The organism is Lacisediminimonas sp. (genome assembly GCF_030645335.1).
Classification (GTDB): Bacteria; Pseudomonadota; Gammaproteobacteria; order Burkholderiales; family Burkholderiaceae_D; genus Lacisediminimonas.
Window position 1 is genome coordinate 1 of sequence record NZ_JAUSNH010000137.1, and the last position, 18,490, is coordinate 18,490.

Genomic DNA, 18,490 nt, shown 5'->3' on the forward strand with positions numbered 1-18,490 from the left:
CATCGCGGTATCGATCACGCCGTTGGCGATCACCGCAAGTTGACCGATCAGCAGTGGCCAGGCGAGCGTGCCGATGCGTCGGGCATGGTGAGTGAAATGGTGGAACCAGGTCATCAGGAAGAGAGAGCGCTAGCGGGCTGCCGTGAGCCTGTTGTCAGTTCGATCCGCGCCGGTAGAGACGGAAACGTTCATCGCGATCGGATGGGCGGCGGCCCTCCCATAAAAGGGTCCAGTCGCCTTCATGTTCCTGCAGCAATTGGCGGCTGTTCCTTCTGGACAGGCTGTCCTGCAGCAGCAGGTAGCGACAAGCGTTTTGTCCCGGGCGCGAAAATTTTACCTGGCCAAAATAGGCAAACGACGCCCGCTGTGCCGGGCCGACATTCGATACCACGCAGTATCCGGCCGGCGGCAGCTTGCCGGCGATCTGTTGCGCCACGCCGGCATAGCTCTTGCCGTAATTCAGCCATGGCAGCCACAAGGTCATCAGCAACAGCCAGCACAGGATGACGCCACCAGAGGACAGGACGACCGCGCGCCACAGCACAGAAGGGCGGCGCGCTATGCGCCATAGAACCAGCATGATCCAGCCAATGCTTGCCGCGCTGGCGATCAGCAGGGCGATCAGGTTGAACTCGGGCTGGAATCCCGGAGCAAGCTTGAATGCATTCCTGGCGATCTGTGGCGGCCAGCCGGTTTGCTTGGCGATCCATCCGACCCAGATGAAGGCAGCGCAGGCTGTCAGCGTCATTACCGAAAACCAATCAACGGCATTGATCGCACCGCGCTTCATGGTGGGCAAGCCAAATGCGGCCAGTATTGCCAGCGGCGGCAGCAGCGGCAGCAGCAGCGATTCTTCAGAATGCGGATTGGCCACGGCAAGCAGGACGGCGGCCGCCAGAATCGTCAGGGGCAGGCGGATGTGGAGTGCCTGCGCCTGCTTGCGCCAGGCATACAGCGCCCAAAGCGCAAACGGCCATGCCGGCCACGAAAACCATATGCCATTTTTGAGCAGGTAAGCGATGCTGGACAGGCTGGGGCGCACCAATTGTTCGGCATTCCATTGCAGCCAGGCAGCCGTGCGCGAGGCCGCTTCCGGGCTCCATGCCTGCAGTGCGAAAAACCAGGCCGCCATGATCAGCACAGCCAGCGGGAAAGACAGCACCAGCAGCCGGCGCATTACCTTTGGTCCAGCCAGCAGCGCCGGAACCAGTAGCGCGGCTGCAATCGCCAGCGGAACGACATAACCGCGGGTCAGTGCCAGCAGGGCCAGTGTCAGTCCGAGGGTGACCGCGCCGCGCCTTGAACCGGAATCGAACAGCCTGACGGCGCCGTAGAGGGACACCGCGACCAGGGACACCTGCAGCGCTTCGGCGCTGGTTTCATGGCTGCGCAACAGCAGGCCGAGGCAGCCGAGGTAGATCAGCAGTGCGCCATCGGCCAGCGTGCGGCCATAGTCCTTTGCTTCCGGCTGGCCGCCAAAGGCCAGCCTATGCGGCTGCGCTTCGCCGCGCCGGCCGAGCAGGTAGGTTGCGTACCAGACTGCCATCGCGCCGATCAGGAAAAACAGGATGGTCGAAATACGGGCCGCCAGCGCATCGCCCAGCAGATCGCCGAACAGCTTGATGAACAGTGCGCCAATCCAGAAGGCCAGCGGTCCTTCGCCCAGCACCGGCATGCCGGCAATATTGGGCAGCAACCAGTCCTGCAGGCCGCCATGCGCCATGGTCCACATGATGCCGAAGCCGGCCGCATCATCCAGCTTCCAGGGGTCGCGCCGGATCAGTCCGGGCAGGATGTACAGCAGGCACAGTGCAACGAGTCCCCAGCGCGGCAGCGCAAGCGTGGCAGAGGCGGGGAGTCGGACTGGCTTCATGTGCAGGGAAGTTGCCTTGTCGGCTTTTTGTGCTTGGCGACTATTGTGCCGGAAAAGGCAAGGGGATGCGGCTCATTCAGCGCGCAATCCAGTGGATAGGTACCTGATTGCGGCAGGCTGATCGTGGGGCCGGCGAGCGCAAACTCTTGAAACGAAAAAGGCAGCCAAAGCTGCCTTTCCCGGTGCATCGCGTACGCGAACTTAGATGTTCTTGTTGCCGCGGTTGCCCAGCTTGCCAAACTTCTGGCGGAATTTCTCGACACGACCGGCGGTGTCGACGATTTTTTGCTGGCCAGTGTAGAACGGATGCGATTCGGACGATACCTCGATCTTCACCATCGGATAGGTTTTGCCTTCGAACTCAATCGTTTCACGTGTTTGCACGGTGGAACGCGTGATGAACTTGAAATCGCAGGAGAGGTCGTGGAACACGACTTCACGGTATTGGGGGTGAATGCCTTCTTTCATTTCTAGCCTCGTATGGTTGGGTAGCCAATCGTCACTTCGTCGGTCGTCGCTGCTTCCTGACCCGATTGACGGTCACTTGTCCGTTTGGGGAAAGGCGGGATTATACAGGATTCCGACAGCGATTCCCGTGCTGGCCTGACAAGACCGTGGCTGCGGCGATTGCGCCGCAGCCACGGTCGGGCAACTTAGCCGCCGCCCCGGCGCATCATGTCGAAGAATTCCAGGTTGGTCTTGGTCGACTTCAGCTTGTCGAGGATGAATTCCATCGCCTCGATTTCGTCCATGCTGTAGAGCAGCTTGCGCAGCACCCAGATCTTTTGCAGCTGGTCGGGCTTGATCAGCAATTCTTCGCGGCGGGTACCGGACTTGTTGAGGTTGATCGCCGGGTAGACGCGTTTCTCGGCCAGTCGGCGTTCGAGATGCACTTCCATGTTGCCGGTGCCCTTGAACTCTTCATAGATCACGTCGTCCATCCGGCTGCCGGTCTCGATCAGCGCGGTGGCGATGATGGTCAGCGAGCCGCCTTCTTCGATATTGCGCGCCGCGCCGAAGAAACGTTTTGGCCGCTGCAGCGCATTGGCGTCAACGCCGCCGGTCAGCACCTTGCCCGAAGCCGGGATCACGGTGTTGTAAGCGCGCGCAAGGCGGGTGATCGAGTCAAGCAGGATGACGACGTCGCGCTTCATCTCCACCAGGCGCTTGGCTTTCTCAAGCACCATCTCTGCAACTTGCACGTGGCGCGTCGCCGGTTCGTCGAAGGTGGATGCGACCACTTCGCCGCGCACCGAGCGCTGCATTTCGGTTACTTCTTCAGGACGTTCGTCGATCAGCAGGACAATCAGCGTCACGTCCGGATGATTGGCCGTGATCGAGTGCGCAATATGTTGCAGCATCACCGATTTGCCGGATTTCGGCGACGCCACCAGCAGTCCGCGCTGACCCTTGCCGATCGGTGCGATCAGGTCGATGATGCGGCCGGTAATATTTTCTTCGCCGCGCATGTCGCGTTCCAGCGGCAGCATTTTGTTCGGGTGCAGCGGCGTCAGGTTCTCGAACAGGATCTTGTGCTTGGACAGTTCCGGCGATTCGCCATTGACCTTGTCCACCTTGACCAGTGCAAAGTAGCGCTCGCCATCCTTCGGGGTGCGGACTTCGCCTTCGATCGAATCGCCGGTATGCAAATTGAAGCGGCGGATTTGCGAAGGCGAGATATAGATGTCGTCGGTGGACGCCATGTAGCTGGCATCGGGCGAGCGCAGGAAGCCAAAGCCGTCTGGCAGTACTTCGAGGGCGCCGTCGCCAAAAATCTGCTCGCCGGACTTGGCGCGTTTTTTCAGTATGGCGAACATCAGTTCCTGCTTGCGCAGGCGCGCAGCGTTTTCAATGTCCAGGCCGATTGCCATCTCAAGCAGTGCTGAGACGTGCATGGCCTTCAATTCGGATAAATGCATGTGTTTGTGTCCCGGGACGGGAATAGTGGGTGGGGGAGGGGACTGCGGTGTGGTGGAGTCTTTAGGAGACGGCGGCACGGGCGTGCCGCCGCATTTTGCTACTTGTCAGATATTGCTGTCGATGAACGACGCCAACTGGGCTTTGCCCATCGCGCCCACCTTTTGAGCGGCGACTTCGCCGTTCTTGAACAGGATCAGCGTCGGGATGCCACGAATGCCGAACTGGGCAGGTACTGCCTGGTTCGCATCGACGTCCATCTTGGCGATCAGGAGTTTGCCGTCGTATTCCTTGGCGATTTCTTCCAGGATGGGTGCAATCATCTTGCACGGGCCACACCACTCGGCCCAGAAATCGACCAGTACGGGTTTGTCGGACTTCAAGACGTCGGAATCGAAGGATGCGTCGCTGATATGTTTGATATTGTCACTCATGATTTCCTCAATTGAGGGGTATGGAGTTATTTTCACCGCGGAGGGGCTGATGCTGTTACCCGACGAAAGCCGGTCAGGACGGCAGATCGCTCGACAACAACCTGTTCAACGACGGCTTTGAACGGTGCTTTAGAGGTGGTACGACGGGGAATTACGCGAATCATAACCGATTTTCAAAAAAAGTGTGCCTGTCGTGCAAATACCTTGGCCGCAGCTTGAGCGAACCGGCGTAGCGCGCCGGCTGGCCCGGCTGAATTGACCGGTATCAAGGCGAGCAAGGATGCTTGCGATAGTGTGGATTCATCCATCTCACTTGGGTCGAGCGTGCACATCGTCGACATCACCATGTTCTATCCCGCAGAGAGCGGCGGGGTGCGGACTTACCTGGCTGCCAAATCGAACTGGCTGGCCCGGCGGCGGCGCATCGAACACACAGTGATTGCGCCGCATGTCAGCGCCAATGCCGCCGCCCGCCCGCAGGGCCTGATCGCCTTGCCGAGCATGCGCATACCGGGCGTCGGTGGCATCAGGATTCCACTGCCGACCGGCCATGCCGAGCGCGCATTGCGAAAGCTTCGTCCGGACCTGATCGAAGTGGGCGACCCCTACCAGCTTGCATGGGCAGCCTTGCGGGCCAAGCGCGCGCTCGGGGTGCCGGCGATCGCCTACTACCATACGGATCTGCCGCGCATCATGCAGCAACGCTTTGGCGAGGCAGCCCATGCCGCGGCCGCGCGTTACGTGAGGCGCCTGTATCGCCATTTTGACCTGGTGCTGGCGCCAAGCGGCAGCGCGGTACAGCAACTGCGCTCGCTTGGCATCACCCGGGTCCGTCATCAACCGCTGGGTGTCGACACCGATCTATTCCATCCCGGCTTGCAAAGTCCTGGCTTGCGCGATGAACTGGGCTTGCCGGGCACTACCCGCTTGCTGGTGTATGCCGGCCGATTCACGCGCGAGAAGAAGTTGCCGCTGCTGATCGACGCCATCGAACACCTCGGGCCTCCCTATCATTTGCTGATGGTCGGCGGAACCCAGCACAAGCGCCATTCGTCCTCAGTGACCTGCCTGCCATTCCAGAAGCCGCGCGAACTGGCGCGGCTATTGGCCGGGTGCGATGCGTTGGTACACCCGGGTGATGGCGAAACCTTTGGCCTTATCGTGCTCGAAGCGATGGCCAGCGGCATTCCGGTGGTGGGCATGCACGCGGGCGGCGTGGCTGAATTGATCGATGACAGTTGCGGCATGCTGGCCGCGCCCGGGCGCGCGGGCGCTTTGGCCCACGCAATCCGCAGCCTGTATGCGCGCGACATGCTGGCAATGGGGCAGGCTGCACGCGACAAGGTCGTGCGTCGCTATGACTGGCGCATCATCATGCCGCAGTTGCTGTACCAGTATGCCAGCGTACTCACGGCGAGCCGCCGGGACCTGATGGAACAGGAGGCGAGCCATGGATGGATTTAAGCCCGCGCTGTGTGTATCGATCCATGATGTCGCACCGGCGACCTGGCCCTTGTGCGAAAAGCTGATCGATGCGGTCGGCAAAGTAGCGCCGATTCCGCTCACCTTCCTGGTGGTGCCGGCCTGGCACCACCGTTGCAAGGGCGCGTCTGACGACGCCTGCTTCGCCGCGCTGGATGCGCACCGGGAGCATGGCGACGAACTGGCCTTGCATGGCTACACCCACCTTGACGAAGGGCGCGGCCCCGACTGTCCCTGGACCTACTTCTGCCGCCATATCTATACGCAGGGCGAAGGCGAGTTTGCCGGTCTCGGCGCCCGGCAGGCACGCAGGCGCCTGGCCTGGGGGGTGGAATGGTTTGCCCGGCGGGGATGGACGCCGGACGGCTTCGTGGCGCCGGCCTGGTTGCTGTCCGACGGCAGTTGGGATGCGCTGGCGTCGGCGCCGTTTCGCTACACGACGACATTTTCGCGCTTCTATTTGCTGCCGCAGCGCCATTCGGTGTTCGCACCCGCCCTGGTGTACAGCGCGCGCAGCGGATGGGGCAGTACCGTGTCGCGCTGCGTCAATGACGTCTGTGCGCCAATGCTACGCAGCGCGCCCTTGTTGCGCCTGGCCTTGCATCCGCGGGATGCGCACTATCCGTCAACGCTGCTGCATTGCCAGCGGGCGATTGAAAAACTGTTGCAAACACGGGACGCCATGACGAAGTCGGCGTTTGCATTGCATTGGTCTGCTGCGCAGCATGATGATCACTGGCATGGATTGCGATCAGCGGCCGGCACCGCATCGTGATGCCTGTCGCATGACCGCCCGAACAGTCGTGTCCAAGCCGTAATCTATTGACGGAGATTTGTTCACCCCTCTATAGTGGCGGGATGATGTCTGAATTCCTTGCCCTATCCGATAAAGTCGACCAGCTTGCCGAACTGGCCCACGCCCTGCGCCGTGAAAACGCCGAGCTGCGCCTGCGCTGCGCCGGCCTGGTTGCGGACAATGCCGAGCTTGCGCGACGCATGGAAGAAGCGCATCAGCGCGTCGTACTCCTCCTGGAAAAACTACCCGATCCAACCCAGCAGGAGGAGGCAGCATGAGCCAGCTTGATGTTTCCATTATGGGCCAGGCCTATAAACTCGCTTGCAAGGAGGGCCAGGAACAAGCCTTGAAAGAGGCGGTGAGCTACCTTGACGAGAAAATGTGTGCCATTCGCGATGCCGGCAAGATCAAGGGCAACGATCGCATTGCCGTGATGGCAGCATTGGGGATGGCGGCAGAGTTGCTGGCAACCAAGGGCGAAGACGGCCCCCTTGCCGGTGTATCGGTGGCCCAGATGCGGCAAGTGCTCGCCGGCCTGCACGACAAGCTTGACCAGGCGCTGGCCCCGCAGGAAAACCTTTTCTGAGCAGATTGCCTGCCTGGCTCGGCCTTGCCTCGTGCTTGCCACTTTTACTTTGCAAAACCAGACGCATGATGCCCGGTTGCATGGCCGGCTCAGGACATCGGTTGTGTCCCCAAAAATAAGCACACGCCACCTCAGGAAGCGTTTGACTTCACGAGTGGATCGGGTAGACTTTATTACTCCTGCCGTGTTCGCCATTGCCATATATTCCTTGAACCTTTCAAGTGCAACGGCTGCGGAACAAGGTTGACGGGTGTGAGCGTCGCTAGTCCGACGAACCCGAAGTTGACATGACTGTGGCCACTCTGAACCATAAGGTTCGGGATGCCGGCAAAGCGGCACTGGCGGGAAACCAGACTCAAGCGGTTGCATCTCGATGCAGCCGTTTTTTTTTTTGCTGCCGGCGCAAATTTTTTCTTGGTGACGCCGGTCGGTCCTGCCGCAGCCGCCAACGACGTGCAGGGTCGGCAGATGACCGGACACATCGCGGAGCGTTGACATGCAGTACTGGCTAATGAAATCCGAACCCGACGAAGTCAGCATCGACGATGCGCTGGCAGCGCCGGGGCAGTGCGTTGCATGGACCGGGGTGCGCAATTACCAGGCCCGTAACTTCATGCGCGATCAGATGAAAGTTGGCGACGGCATCCTGTTTTACCATTCGAGCTGCGCGCAACCGGGCATTGCCGGGATTGCGGAAGTGGCGAGCACTGCGTATCCGGATCCGACGCAGTTCGACCCCGGTAGTCCGTATCACGACCCCGCTGCACGCCCCGAACAGCCGCGTTGGCTGCTGGTGGATGTGCGGGCGTTGCGCAAGACGCGCTTGCTGACCCTGGCCGAATTGCGCCAGCAGCCAGATCTTGCCGATATGGTGATCCTGCGCCGCGGCAATCGCTTGTCGATTACGCCGGTGACCCGTCAACAGTGGGACAAGCTAATGAAACTGGCTGGCGACTGAGCCGGATTGCGTCCATATCAATGCTGGCGGCCAGCCCGGCCATCGCTCACACCGCCATTGGCGCCGTCAGCGCCGCATGGTGCTGGTAATTCACCAGCGAAAAATCGGCCGGTTCGGCCTGCTCAAGCCATTGTGGTGCATAGATTCCCGTTTCCCTGAAATCCGGGATGCGGGCATCGATCTGCAAGCTCGGCAAGGGCAGGGGATCGCGCGCCAGTTGCTCGTTGAGCATATCGAGATGGTTCTCGTAGATGTGCGCATCGCCAATGAAGTAACTGAGCCAGCGCGGCGTGTATCCGGTCAGCCGGCCTACCAGATGCAGCATGGCAGAGGCTTCGGCAATATTGAAGGGGGCACCCAATCCAATGTCGTTGCTGCGGATATACAGGCAAAGCGATATTTCCCTGGTCGTTGCATTTGGCAGGAACTGGTACAGCAGATGGCACGCAGGCAGCGCAATTTCATCAAGCACCGCGCAATTCCAGCCGTGAAACAGGATCCGGCGGCTCGACGGATTCGTCATGATCGTGTCCAGGCAAGTGCGCAGCTGGTCGATCGACTTGTATAGCAAGACTTTCGGTTCGCCCTTGTCGAGTACCGGCGCTACCACCCGATAGCCATGCTTTTCCGCGTCCGCGATGCGCGCCACGTGCGTGGCCGGAATCAGTTTGTACGCCGGCCAGTCGCGCCATTGCACGCCATACACCGGACCCAGGTCATCGGGCCCCTCGCGATAGGGATTGGCCAGCCAGTCGGCATTTTCATTGGCGTTCTGGTCCCACACCTTGCAACCAAGCGCGCGGAACTCTGCCGCACTGCGTGAAGCGCGCAAAAAGCCGAGCAGCTCCCCGATCACCGACTTGAAGGCCAGCCGCTTGGTGGTCACGGCAGGAAAACCGGCCTGCAGGTCAAACCGCATGGCTGCGCCCGGAATGCTGATGGTCCGCACGCCGGTCCGGTTTTCCTGCCAGCTACCGGTGTCGAGGATATTACGGACGAGGTCGAGGTATTGGCGCATGAAAATTTCCTGAAGTGAAGCGTATTGTATCGCTGCTCAGACCGGCGAATTGAATTGCAGCTTGGCCAGGCTGGCGTACAGGCCGCCGTGCGCCATCAGTTCGGTATGGGTGCCGGTCTCGACAATGCGCCCCTCGTCCATCACGACGATACGGTCGGCGCGTTGCACGGTCGCCAGCCGGTGGGCGATGACCAGGGTGGTGCGGCCGACCATTGCCGCCTCCAGCGCGGATTGCACCAGGCGTTCTGACTCTGCATCGAGCGCACTGGTGGCTTCATCCAGCAGCAGCAGCGGCGGGTTTTTCAGCATCGCGCGGGCGATCGCAATACGCTGCCGCTGGCCGCCTGACAGCCGTACGCCGCGTTCGCCGAGAAAGGATTGATAGCCTTCGGGCAGCCGCTCGATGAACTCGTGCGCCGCCGCCATCTGCGCCGCCCGGATCACTTCCTCGTCGCTGGCGCCGGCCCGGCCGTAGCGGATGTTTTCCATCGCGCTGGTCGAAAATACCACCGTATCTTGCGGTACCACACCGATCGTATTGCGCAGGTCGCCCAGCGCCAGGGTACGGATATCCGCGCCGTTCAACAGGATCCGTCCCTGTTGCGGATCGTAAAAGCGCAACAGCAACTGGAACAACGTCGTCTTGCCGGCGCCGGACGGACCGACAATGGCGAGCGTTTCGCCGGCGGCAATCGACAAGGACACTGCCGACAGCGAAGCCTGCAGTGGGCGCGACGGATAATGAAAGCTGACCGAATCCAACTGCAGCGCTGCGCCGCGCTCTGTGCCTGTGGGCAAGGGCGCCGGGTGCGATGGCGAGGTGATTGCCGGCTGCGCCTGGTGCAATTCCAGTAGTCGCTCGGTTGCGCCCGCCGCCCGCTGCGCTTCGCCAAGCACTTCCGACAACGCGCCAATCGAGCCGGCGACAATGGTGGCGTACAGGATGAATTGCCCAAGCTCACCGGCTGTCATCGAACCACGCAGCACCGCATGCGCGCCCAGCCATAGAACAAACACGATCGCGCCGAACACCAGCAGGATGGCGATCACGGTCAGCATCGAGCGGGCGCGGATGCGGTCGATCGCGGTGCGGAACGCCTGCTCCACCGTCGCGCCGAAGCGGTCCGATTCAGCCTGCTCCCTGGTGAATGCCTGCACGGTGGGCATCGCATTGAGGATTTCGCCGGCCAGCGCGGATGCATCGGCAATGCGGTCTTGCGAATCGCGCGACAGCTTGCGTACTCGTCGCCCGAACACCACGATGGGCACCACCACCGCCAGCAGCAGCACCAGGATGATCGACGACAACCATACGCTGGTGACGAATAGCATCACCATGCCGCCGACAAACAACAGCGCATTGCGCAAGGCCATCGAAATGCTGGTGCCGACCACGGCCTGGATCAGCGTCGTATCGGCAGTCAGGCGTGACAGCACCTCGCCGGTCCGGGTGGTCTCGAAGAACACCGGGCTTTGGGTAATGACATGGCCATACACGGCGCTGCGAATATCGGCGGTGACGCGTTCGCCCAGCCAGGACACCATGTAAAAGCGTGCGGCGGTGGCAACTGCCAGCAGCGCAGCCAGGCCGAACAAGGCCAGGAAAACCAGGTCGATCTGGCCGGCATTGCGGCGCGCCGCATCGCCGAAGCCGAAGTCGATCATTTGCCGGAACGCCACCGGAATGCCCAGGGTTGCGCCCGCTGCCACCAGCAGTGCGATGCCGGCCAACAGGAATTGCTTGCGGTAGGGCCGCAAAAAAGGAAACAGGCCAGCCAGTGTGCCCAGCCCGGCCTTGGCACGTGTGCCGTTTGTCATAGCTTCAATGCCTTTTCATAACCCGTCAGTTCCAGATAGCCGTTCCCGGCCGGCCTGCCATTTTTTTCAAGCTTGATTGCGCCCTCCCAGTAGACCGTCCCGGTAGACATCCGCGAGTCGAGTTCCTGATCGTCCTGCAGTGGTGTCAGTCGCCATTCGGTGTCGCCCGTGCGGAAAATGGCCGAAACCGGATAGTTTGCGCCCGTGCGCGGCGAACGCCAACTGCGCAACGGTTTAAAGCTGACCGATTCAGGTCCGAATCGCGTAATCCGGCCAGCGGCATCGCGTAGCGCTGCATGCGCCCAAATCTGTTCGCCGTTCTTGCCCCGTATCCGGAACATCATCAGCGCGCTGCCATCATCCAGGTTGGCGCCGACCCAGTCCCAACCGACGGCGCGTTCATCAAGCACGGTGCTCGACCATTCATGGTCCAGCCATGCCTGGCCGCTGACCGTCACCGACTTTCCGCCGCGCGTCAATTGCCCGCTGACCTGTAATTGCGGCTCGCTGTAGTAGTAGCTGGCCTGGCCCGGCCTGGGGCCCTTGCGCGAGTATCCCTGGTCCCCTTGCAGCATCAGGCCTTGGGTCGGCTTGAAGTCGAGCGCAAGGCTGAATTCCTGCGCGCGGATGCGGGCCAGGTAGCGACCGTCCGGCTGGCGTTGCAAAGACCAATCGTCCAGCTTGACGTCAGTATCGCCGGTTTTTGCATAGGCCAGTCCCCAGCCTTCACGGGCGCTTTTCTGGTCATGCAAGAGCTTGCCATCGCGCGGATCCGAGATCGCTGCATGGGCAATGATCAATTGCTTTGGTGCGAAGCGGCTTGGGTTGTCGGGAGCGTGTTCCGTGCGCGATCGGAAGAACGTGACCTGGAACCCGAGTGCCATGCCATCGGGCAGTTTCAACCAGCCGGTGGCGTACCACCATTCAGTACGGAAATCGGGATGCGCACCGAAATCAGCGGGAAACTGCAGCGGTTTGTCCGGCGTCACCTGCGCGAACGCGACCGGCTTGCCCTTGCTGGCAGCTGCAAGCGATGTCGCCGTTGGGTTCGGGGCAGCCGCAGTCGCTGGCCCGGCGGTCTGTGCGCGGCCCCCCCCCACCGACACGCAAACCAGCATCATCATTGCCACTACTTTCCAGCAGTGCATTTTGCTCCTGCGCAATCGTTGCTGCATGCTGTTGCACTCTGTCTGTTGCATTGCGGCTCCCTTACCAGTCTTCCCGCACCGCCCGCACGGCGCTGCCGGCAACGGCAAGCCGGCCTGACGCCAATGCAGTCAGTCCTGCGCTGGCCAGCAGCAGCGCAGTGACTGCCGCCAGCAAGCCCCACGGCATATGCAATTGCATGCTCCAGTGAAATGACTGCGGATTGACGATGAAGATCAGGATCAGGCTGATGCACCAGCCCAGCACGAAGCCAACCGCGATGCCAATGGCGCTCAGCAACACGCCTTCCGCCACGAGCAGTTGCATGATCTGCCGCCGGGTAAAGCCGATATGCCGCAGCATGCCGAATTCGCGTGCGCGCGCCAGCGTCTGTGCGCTGAAGGTGGCGGCAATCCCGAACAGGCCGATCATCACGGCGACCGCTTCGAGCAGGTAGGTGATGGCAAAGCTGCGATCGAATATTTTCAGGCTGATGGCGCGGATTTCCGCCGGCTCGGTCAGTTCCAGCGTGGGACCGAAGGGCAAGGAACGCAGCGCAGTACGCACTGCCTGCATTTGCGCATCGCGGGCCAGCCACAGGGCGGCGTCGTTGATCTGCCGGTCGCCGCTGATGCGCTGATAGTCTGCCAGGCGCATCTGTATTGCGCCGCTCTGACGTGCATAGTCACGCCAGATGCCGGCGACGACAAAATCCTGTTCGCCAGTGCCGATCGGCAATTTCATGCGCTTGCCCAGCGCATGGTCGTACAGGTCCACCATGGCTTCGGAAACCCAGATCGGCACCGTACCCGCAGCAACGGTGTCGAGTTGCCCACCGGTCAGCGGCAAGGATTTGCCGGCATCGGCCTCATCAATCAGGCGGGCGATGACCGCGACCGGCGGGCGGGCCGGATCGAGAGTCAATTGCGTCACACGCTGGAATCCGACTTGCGCCAGGCCCGGAACGCGCTCGATCGATGCCTGCTGCTCCGGGCTCAATAACGCGCTTTCACCGCCCGGCGAGCGCACATACAGGTCCGCCGCCAGCAGATGGCGCAGCCAGTCGTCCACCGATATCCGGAAACTTGCCACCATGATCGCCATTGCCACCATCAGCGAAAAGCTGGACAGCACACCGCCCAATGCAATCGAGGCCTGGTTGGGCGCGTTGGCCAGCCGATTCATTGCCAGCATGGTGACGGCGCGGCGCGGGAAGATCGCCAGGCGCGTGAACAGGGCAGCGGCCATGCGCGGCATCAAGGCAATCGCACCGATCAGCAGCAGCGCGATCGCCAGGTAGCCAAACAGCGGCAAATCGGCGACCGGTGGCGCTTGCGTAAGCAACGCGCCGGCCAGCAGGCAAGCCAGGCCGGGCCAGGGCGTGGCAAGACGTGCCAGCGCACTGTCTTCGCTGCCGGCCTTGAGCGCGGGCGCCAGGCGCGTCCGTGCCGCTTCCCATGCCGGTGCGGCGCTGCCGAGCAGGGCAACACCGGTGCCGGCGCAAAAAAACAGCAGCGCCGCGCCCATGCTGAACACCGGCTCGGGCCGCACCCCCGGAAAATAGCCGCCGCCCAAATCGCCGCCGAACAGGCGCAGCGCAAGCGCAGCCATCGCGTAACCGGCAATGAGGCCGAGCAGCGAGCCGATCGCGCCCAGCAAAGCCGCTTCCAGCAATACCTGCCCGATCAATTGCCGGCGGGTCCAGCCGATCACGCGCAGTAGCGCGAAGCTGCTGCGCCGGCGAATCACCGACAGCGCCTGCGTCGAAAAAACCAGGAATGCGCCAGTGAACAAGGCCACCAGCGCCAGCACATTCAGATTGACCCGGTAGGCGCGCGACATGCGTTCAGTGCGCTGCTCCTGGTCTTGCGCCTGCGTCACCAGCAAGGTGCTGCCCAGTTCGCGCTGCAAGCGCAGGCGGAATTGTTCACGATCGATGCCGGCGTCCAGTTTGAGGTCGATGTGCGACAACTGTCCCAGCCGACCCAGCCGCCATTGGGCAGCGCCCAGGTCCATCACGGCCAGGCGTTGCCCGGCACGCGCACGGGTCAGGGTGCCGGCAATGCGCAGCGTGACCGGCGCGCCGCCGATGCGCAGTGTCACGCTGTCGCCCGCCTTGCGCTGCAGCCAGGTCAGCGCAGCGGGAGAAAGAAAGATGGTGTCATCCATCAAGCCATCGAAAGGCCGGTCTGCAGCCGGCACGCCGATCAGGTCCGGCGTGATGGCCGCGCTGCGGAAAACATCGAGGGCGACGATTTTCAGCGTGCCCTTGGCATCGATTGGCGTGGCATCCACCTCCAGCACCGGACTAGCCTGGGCGACGCCATCCATGCGCGCCAGCCGCACATAAGCCTGTTCATCGAAAAAAGCCTGGGCGCCGCGCACCTGCAAATCGGCCGTGCCGGACACGGTCTTGATGGCGGCGCTGAATTCATTGAAGGCCGCTGCGTTGATCAGGTGGATTGCAAAGCCCAGCGCCACGCCCAAGGCGATCGCGGCCAGCGCCACCAGCGCGCGCACGGGATGCGCGCGCAGCTCCCCCTGCAACAGCCAGCGGGTCAGCACTGATGCCGTCATGCGAGCGCTTCTTGATGCAGTCCGTCGCGCCGCAACACCAGCACGCGATCAGCCGTGCTGGCGGCGGCACGGGAATGGGTGACGATGATGGCGCAGGCACCACTGGCGCGGATTTCAGCGCGCAGCAAGGCCAGGATATCTTGTGCCGTATCCGGATCGAGATTACCGGTCGGCTCGTCGGCCAGCAGCAGTCGCGGTTGGTGCACCAGCGCACGCGCAATTGCCACGCGTTGCAGTTCACCGCCCGACAGTGCACGCGGAAAATCGTGTTCCCTGCCGGCCAGGCCGACTGCCGCCAGCATCGTCATCGCGCGCGCCGCCGGCAGGCCGTTGAGCACGAGCGGCAGCGCAACGTTCTGCAGCAGCGTCAGGTGGGGCAGCAGGTGGAATGCCTGGAACACGAAGCCGAGTTTTTGCCGCCGCAGCAAAGTCGCCTGCAGATCGTCGGCGCCAGCCAGGTCGACACCGTCTACCAGCAACTGGCCGGCGTCGGGCGTATCCAGTCCTGCGATCAGGTTCAGCAGCGTTGATTTGCCAACGCCGGACTCACCCATGATCGCCACGTACTCGCCGGGCATCAGGCAAAAGTCGAGATGTTCCAGCACCACCCGTTGTCCATATTGCTTGCGCAAGCCCTTGCATTGGAGGGCCGGCGTGATGCCAGCGCCTGGTGTGGCCGCGCGCGGCAACGGTGGAAAAGTCGGGGAGGGTGGTGAGCGTTCCATCGTGGCGGTGGTGTTCTGCGAGGGTGCGGGGGATGCGTTAAACTGCGCCAGTGTATTGCAAGTTTGACTTGCAGGCCGCCCGCGCAATGCGCGGGGCATGCTGCCCTGCTGGTTTTCCAATCGGCAAAACGTTCGACTGTTAATCGTCAGCTTGTTCGTTATTTCCTTAGAGAGATGAATATGGATCGTCGTACCTTCCTCAAGACAGGCGCCGCGCTATCGAGCGCAGCGGCAACCGGCTCACTGGTTTCTGCGGCGCACGCCAGTGAGGCGGGCTGGCGTACCTTTGAAGTCACGACCCGGGTTGAACTAACGGGTGCTGGCCCGGCCCGCGTCTGGTTGCCGGTGCCATCCGTCAACACGCAATACCAGAAAGTGATCGCTAACCGCTTCAATGCGGGCAGCGGCCAGGCCAGTATCGTGCAGGACCCGCGCTACGGCGCCGGCATCCTGGTGGCGCAATTCAGCCAGGCCGACACACCCGTGGTCGAGCTCGTTTCGCAGTTCAGTACGCGCGATCGTGCCGTCACGCCAGGGCAGGCAACCGGCGAGTCGCTGAGCGACAGCGAGCGGCGCAAGTATCTGGAGTCCACCGCACTGTTGCCAACCGATGGCATCGTCGGCGAGACGGCGCGGGACATTACCAAGGGCCGGAAAAACGACCTCGACCGCGCGCACGCGATTTACGAATGGATCGTCGACAACACCCACCGCGATGGCAAGGTCCGCGGCTGTGGCGTCGGCGATATCAAGGCGATGCTCGAAACAAAAAGTCTTGGCGGTAAATGCGCCGACCTCAATGCCCTGTTCGTCGGTTTGGCGCGGGCTGCCGGCATTCCGGCGCGCGATGTGTACGGTATTCGCGTTGCCGATTCGCGGCTAGGCTACAAGTCCTTGGGAAAATCGGGCGACATCACCCGGGCGCAACATTGCCGCGCGGAGTTTTACCTGGCGGGAACCGGCTGGATTCCGGTTGACCCGGCCGATGTCCGCAAGGTCATCCTGGAAGAAAATGGCGGACTGCCGATTGGCGACGCCAAGGTCGAGGCAGCCCGCAAGCGCTTGTTTGGTGCATGGGAAATGAACTGGCTGGCCTATAACTACGCGCATGACGTGCAATTGCCGGGCGCCGCCAAGGGGCCGATCGGTTTCCTGATGTATCCCAATGGTGAAGCCTACGACCAGGGGCGACTGGTTCGTATCGACAGTCTCGATCCTGACAACTTCAAGTACAAGATCGTCGCGCGCGAAATCCCGGCTTAAGCGCGCCATGTACTATTGCTGCGACCTGACGGTGACTGCATGACGCGCTGGTTGCGTGGAATCTTGCCTGCACTTGCTTTTTTTGTCGCACTGCCTGTCATGGCAGGGTCGGACTGGAAAAGTTACTCCACACCGGGCGGACAAGCGCCGCAGGCGCTGTCGCTGGCCGATCTCGCCGGCAAGACAGTTGACCTGAAGTCGCTCAAAGGCCAGGTGGTGCTGCTCAATTTCTGGGCCACCTGGTGCGAACCCTGCCGCGATGAAATGCCGGCAATGAACCGCTTGCAGCAGAAATTCGGTGCACGCGGTTTCAAGGTCATTGCAGTCAACCTGGGCGAGTCCCGGGGGCGCATCGAACAATTCCTGCGTACTACGCCGGTCGATTTCCTGATTTTGCGGGATGACGATTCATCTGTGTCAAAAGCGTGGCGGGTCAGGGTCTTGCCAGCCAGCTTCCTGGTAGACAGGAACGGCATGCTGCGCTATCAATTGGTGGGTGAAGCAAAATGGGACGAACCATCGTTGCAGGCGCCGATCCTGGAATTGCTTAAATAACGCTCACTCACCTATAGCGATCTCGCCCAATGGCCCGTTTCATCCAGATAGCAGTACAAGATGCGGCTGCAATCCGTGATGAACTGACGGCCGGGCTGTCGGCGCCGACCGCCGCCATCGCCCCGAAACATTTCTACGATCTGCTCGGCTCCAAACTGTTTGAAGCGATTTGCGAGCTGCCAGAGTATTACCCGACCCGCACCGAGGCCGCGATATTTGCTGATCAACAGGCTGCGATTGGGCAAGCCGCAGGAAGCGGCCGCGTGCTGATCGACCTGGGCGCAGGCAATTGCGAAAAGGCGGCATCGCTTTTCCCGGTGCTGCAGCCATCGGCTTACGTGCCGGTCGACATTTCAACCAGCTTCCTGCAACAGGCGGTGGAACGGCTACAGGCACAATATCCGGCCATGCCCATGCTGGGCGTGGGTATCGACTTTTCAACAACGCTGGAACTGCCGCCGGAGGTGCCAAGCGGCCGGCGGCTATTTTTTTATCCCGGTTCGTCGATCGGCAACTTCACGCCGCAGGAAGCCGTTGCATTCTTGCGCCGCGTGTGCCATGCATGCGGCAGCGATGGCAGCCTGTTGATCGGTGTTGACCTTGTGAAAGATCCGGCGACCTTGCAACAGGCGTACGACGATGCACTGGGCGTCACTGCCTGCTTCAACCTGAACGTGCTCAACAACGTCAACGCGCTGCTGCATGCCGATTTCCGCTTGTCCGGCTGGCGCCATCAGGCTCTATTCAACGCCGTGGACAGTCGTATTGAAATGCATCTCGAAGCCAGGGAAGACCAGCGCGTCGGCTGGGACGGTGGCGCGCGCCGATTCGAGCGCGGCCAACGGATCCATACCGAGAACAGCTACAAATACAGTCGGGCTGCCTTCCTGGCCTTGTTGCAGGAGGCGGGCTTTGCAGGCATCGAAGCCTGGACCGATCCGCAGCAATGGTTCATGGTGTGTCACGCCCGCGTCGGCTGAACCGATATCGCTAGCGACCTGGCATGGCAGAAAGCGATCGCTCATTCCCTAGCCTGGACCAACTGCGCGCACAATTCCCTCTGGTCCGCGGTAAAAGTATTGCACTGGCGGCAAACCTGTCGGAAGAGGACTGCTGCGTGCAATCCATGCCCGACGCCAGTCCGGCCAAATGGCATCTTGCCCATGTGACCTGGTTTTTCGAGACATTCATCCTGGAAAAGCATGAAGCGGGATACCAGTCCTTCCATCCGGCATTCAGGATGCTGTTCAATTCCTATTACAACGGTGTCGGCGAAATGCATGCGCGGGCACAGCGTGGCTTGCTGACGCGGCCCGGCTTGCGTGACGTGTTGGCCTCCCGT

18 protein-coding genes and 1 other RNA gene are annotated in these 18,490 nt (G+C 61.7%); 9 read left to right on the top strand and 10 right to left on the bottom strand.

The window, feature by feature from the left end; genetic code table 11:
* Positions 1 to 154: 154 nt before the first annotated feature.
* The 4 genes from Q7T64_RS09885 to trxA all read right to left on the bottom strand — a co-directional run bounded on the left by Q7T64_RS09885 (position 155) and on the right by trxA (position 4,224).
* On the bottom strand, positions 155 to 1,873 hold the full coding sequence (locus Q7T64_RS09885; RefSeq protein WP_304795047.1) for a glycosyltransferase family 39 protein: 1,719 nt from the start codon (positions 1,871 to 1,873) through the stop codon (positions 155 to 157).
* A gap of 201 nt (positions 1,874 to 2,074) precedes the next feature.
* A complete protein-coding gene (locus Q7T64_RS09890) occupies positions 2,075 to 2,341 on the bottom strand; it encodes a type B 50S ribosomal protein L31 (RefSeq protein WP_304795049.1) in 267 nt (88 codons plus the stop codon).
* Between the two features lie 185 nt (positions 2,342 to 2,526).
* The gene (gene rho / locus Q7T64_RS09895; RefSeq protein ID WP_304795051.1) at positions 2,527 to 3,792 is read right to left on the bottom strand and encodes a transcription termination factor Rho; all 1,266 of its coding nucleotides are present in this window, start codon (positions 3,790 to 3,792) and stop codon (positions 2,527 to 2,529) included.
* 105 nt (positions 3,793 to 3,897) lie between these two features.
* Positions 3,898 to 4,224, bottom strand: coding sequence for a thioredoxin TrxA (gene trxA / locus Q7T64_RS09900; protein WP_304795053.1), 327 nt, complete (start codon positions 4,222 to 4,224; stop codon positions 3,898 to 3,900).
* Positions 4,225 to 4,548: 324 nt separating this feature from the next.
* Here trxA and Q7T64_RS09905 point away from each other — a divergent pair, with 324 nt between their 5' ends.
* Entirely contained in the window at positions 4,549 to 5,688 is a 1,140-nt protein-coding gene (locus tag Q7T64_RS09905; RefSeq protein WP_304795055.1) for a glycosyltransferase family 1 protein, read from the top strand.
* Complete coding sequence (locus tag Q7T64_RS09910) at positions 5,675 to 6,481, top strand: polysaccharide deacetylase family protein (RefSeq protein WP_304795057.1); 807 nt, start codon at positions 5,675 to 5,677, stop codon at positions 6,479 to 6,481. The genes Q7T64_RS09905 and Q7T64_RS09910 overlap by 14 nt, the downstream gene beginning before the upstream one ends.
* 104 nt (positions 6,482 to 6,585) lie before the next feature.
* Here the strand turns inward: Q7T64_RS09910 and Q7T64_RS18120 are convergent, their stop codons facing one another.
* Positions 6,586 to 6,717 (bottom strand): hypothetical protein, encoded by a 132-nt coding sequence (locus Q7T64_RS18120; protein WP_370653298.1) that lies wholly within the window; start codon positions 6,715 to 6,717, stop codon positions 6,586 to 6,588.
* Positions 6,718 to 6,776: 59 nt separating this feature from the next.
* On the opposite strand from Q7T64_RS18120, the gene Q7T64_RS09920 reads away from it, so the two are divergent.
* The 3 genes from Q7T64_RS09920 (at position 6,777) to Q7T64_RS09930 (ending at position 8,046) form a co-directional block, all read left to right on the top strand.
* Complete coding sequence (locus tag Q7T64_RS09920; RefSeq protein ID WP_304795061.1) at positions 6,777 to 7,088, top strand: cell division protein ZapA; 312 nt, start codon at positions 6,777 to 6,779, stop codon at positions 7,086 to 7,088.
* A 173-nt stretch (positions 7,089 to 7,261) separates the two neighbouring features.
* Positions 7,262 to 7,440, top strand: a non-coding RNA gene (gene ssrS / locus Q7T64_RS09925) — 6S RNA.
* A gap of 144 nt (positions 7,441 to 7,584) precedes the next feature.
* Positions 7,585 to 8,046 carry an EVE domain-containing protein gene (locus Q7T64_RS09930; RefSeq protein ID WP_304795063.1) on the top strand — a complete coding sequence of 154 codons (462 nt, stop codon included), beginning with the start codon at positions 7,585 to 7,587 and terminating at the stop codon, positions 8,044 to 8,046.
* A 46-nt stretch (positions 8,047 to 8,092) separates the two neighbouring features.
* On the opposite strand, the gene Q7T64_RS09935 is transcribed toward Q7T64_RS09930, so the two are convergent.
* From Q7T64_RS09935 to Q7T64_RS09955, 5 genes are all read right to left on the bottom strand, one after another.
* Complete coding sequence (locus tag Q7T64_RS09935) at positions 8,093 to 9,064, bottom strand: thymidylate synthase (protein WP_304795065.1); 972 nt, start codon at positions 9,062 to 9,064, stop codon at positions 8,093 to 8,095.
* A gap of 36 nt (positions 9,065 to 9,100) precedes the next feature.
* Positions 9,101 to 10,882 carry an ABC transporter transmembrane domain-containing protein gene (locus Q7T64_RS09940; RefSeq protein WP_304795068.1) on the bottom strand — a complete coding sequence of 594 codons (1,782 nt, stop codon included), beginning with the start codon at positions 10,880 to 10,882 and terminating at the stop codon, positions 9,101 to 9,103.
* Complete coding sequence (locus Q7T64_RS09945; protein WP_304795070.1) at positions 10,879 to 12,030, bottom strand: carotenoid 1,2-hydratase; 1,152 nt, start codon at positions 12,028 to 12,030, stop codon at positions 10,879 to 10,881. The genes Q7T64_RS09940 and Q7T64_RS09945 overlap by 4 nt, the downstream gene beginning before the upstream one ends.
* 61 nt (positions 12,031 to 12,091) lie before the next feature.
* On the bottom strand, positions 12,092 to 14,605 hold the full coding sequence (locus tag Q7T64_RS09950) for an FtsX-like permease family protein (protein WP_304795072.1): 2,514 nt from the start codon (positions 14,603 to 14,605) through the stop codon (positions 12,092 to 12,094).
* Positions 14,602 to 15,330, bottom strand: a complete 729-nt coding sequence (locus Q7T64_RS09955; protein ID WP_304795074.1) for an ABC transporter ATP-binding protein — start codon at positions 15,328 to 15,330, stop codon at positions 14,602 to 14,604. Before Q7T64_RS09955 ends, Q7T64_RS09950 begins: the two co-directional genes overlap by 4 nt.
* A gap of 180 nt (positions 15,331 to 15,510) precedes the next feature.
* Between Q7T64_RS09955 and Q7T64_RS09960 the strand changes: the two genes are divergently transcribed.
* From Q7T64_RS09960 to Q7T64_RS09975, 4 genes are all read left to right on the top strand, one after another.
* Entirely contained in the window at positions 15,511 to 16,593 is a 1,083-nt protein-coding gene (locus Q7T64_RS09960) for a transglutaminase domain-containing protein (RefSeq protein WP_304795076.1), read from the top strand.
* A gap of 99 nt (positions 16,594 to 16,692) precedes the next feature.
* Complete coding sequence (locus Q7T64_RS09965; protein ID WP_304795079.1) at positions 16,693 to 17,148, top strand: TlpA disulfide reductase family protein; 456 nt, start codon at positions 16,693 to 16,695, stop codon at positions 17,146 to 17,148.
* Between the two features lie 29 nt (positions 17,149 to 17,177).
* On the top strand, positions 17,178 to 18,128 hold the full coding sequence (gene egtD, locus Q7T64_RS09970) for an L-histidine N(alpha)-methyltransferase (RefSeq protein ID WP_304795081.1): 951 nt from the start codon (positions 17,178 to 17,180) through the stop codon (positions 18,126 to 18,128).
* A gap of 23 nt (positions 18,129 to 18,151) precedes the next feature.
* On the top strand, positions 18,152 to 18,490 hold a 339-nt coding region (locus Q7T64_RS09975; protein WP_304795083.1), incomplete at its 3' end, for a DinB family protein.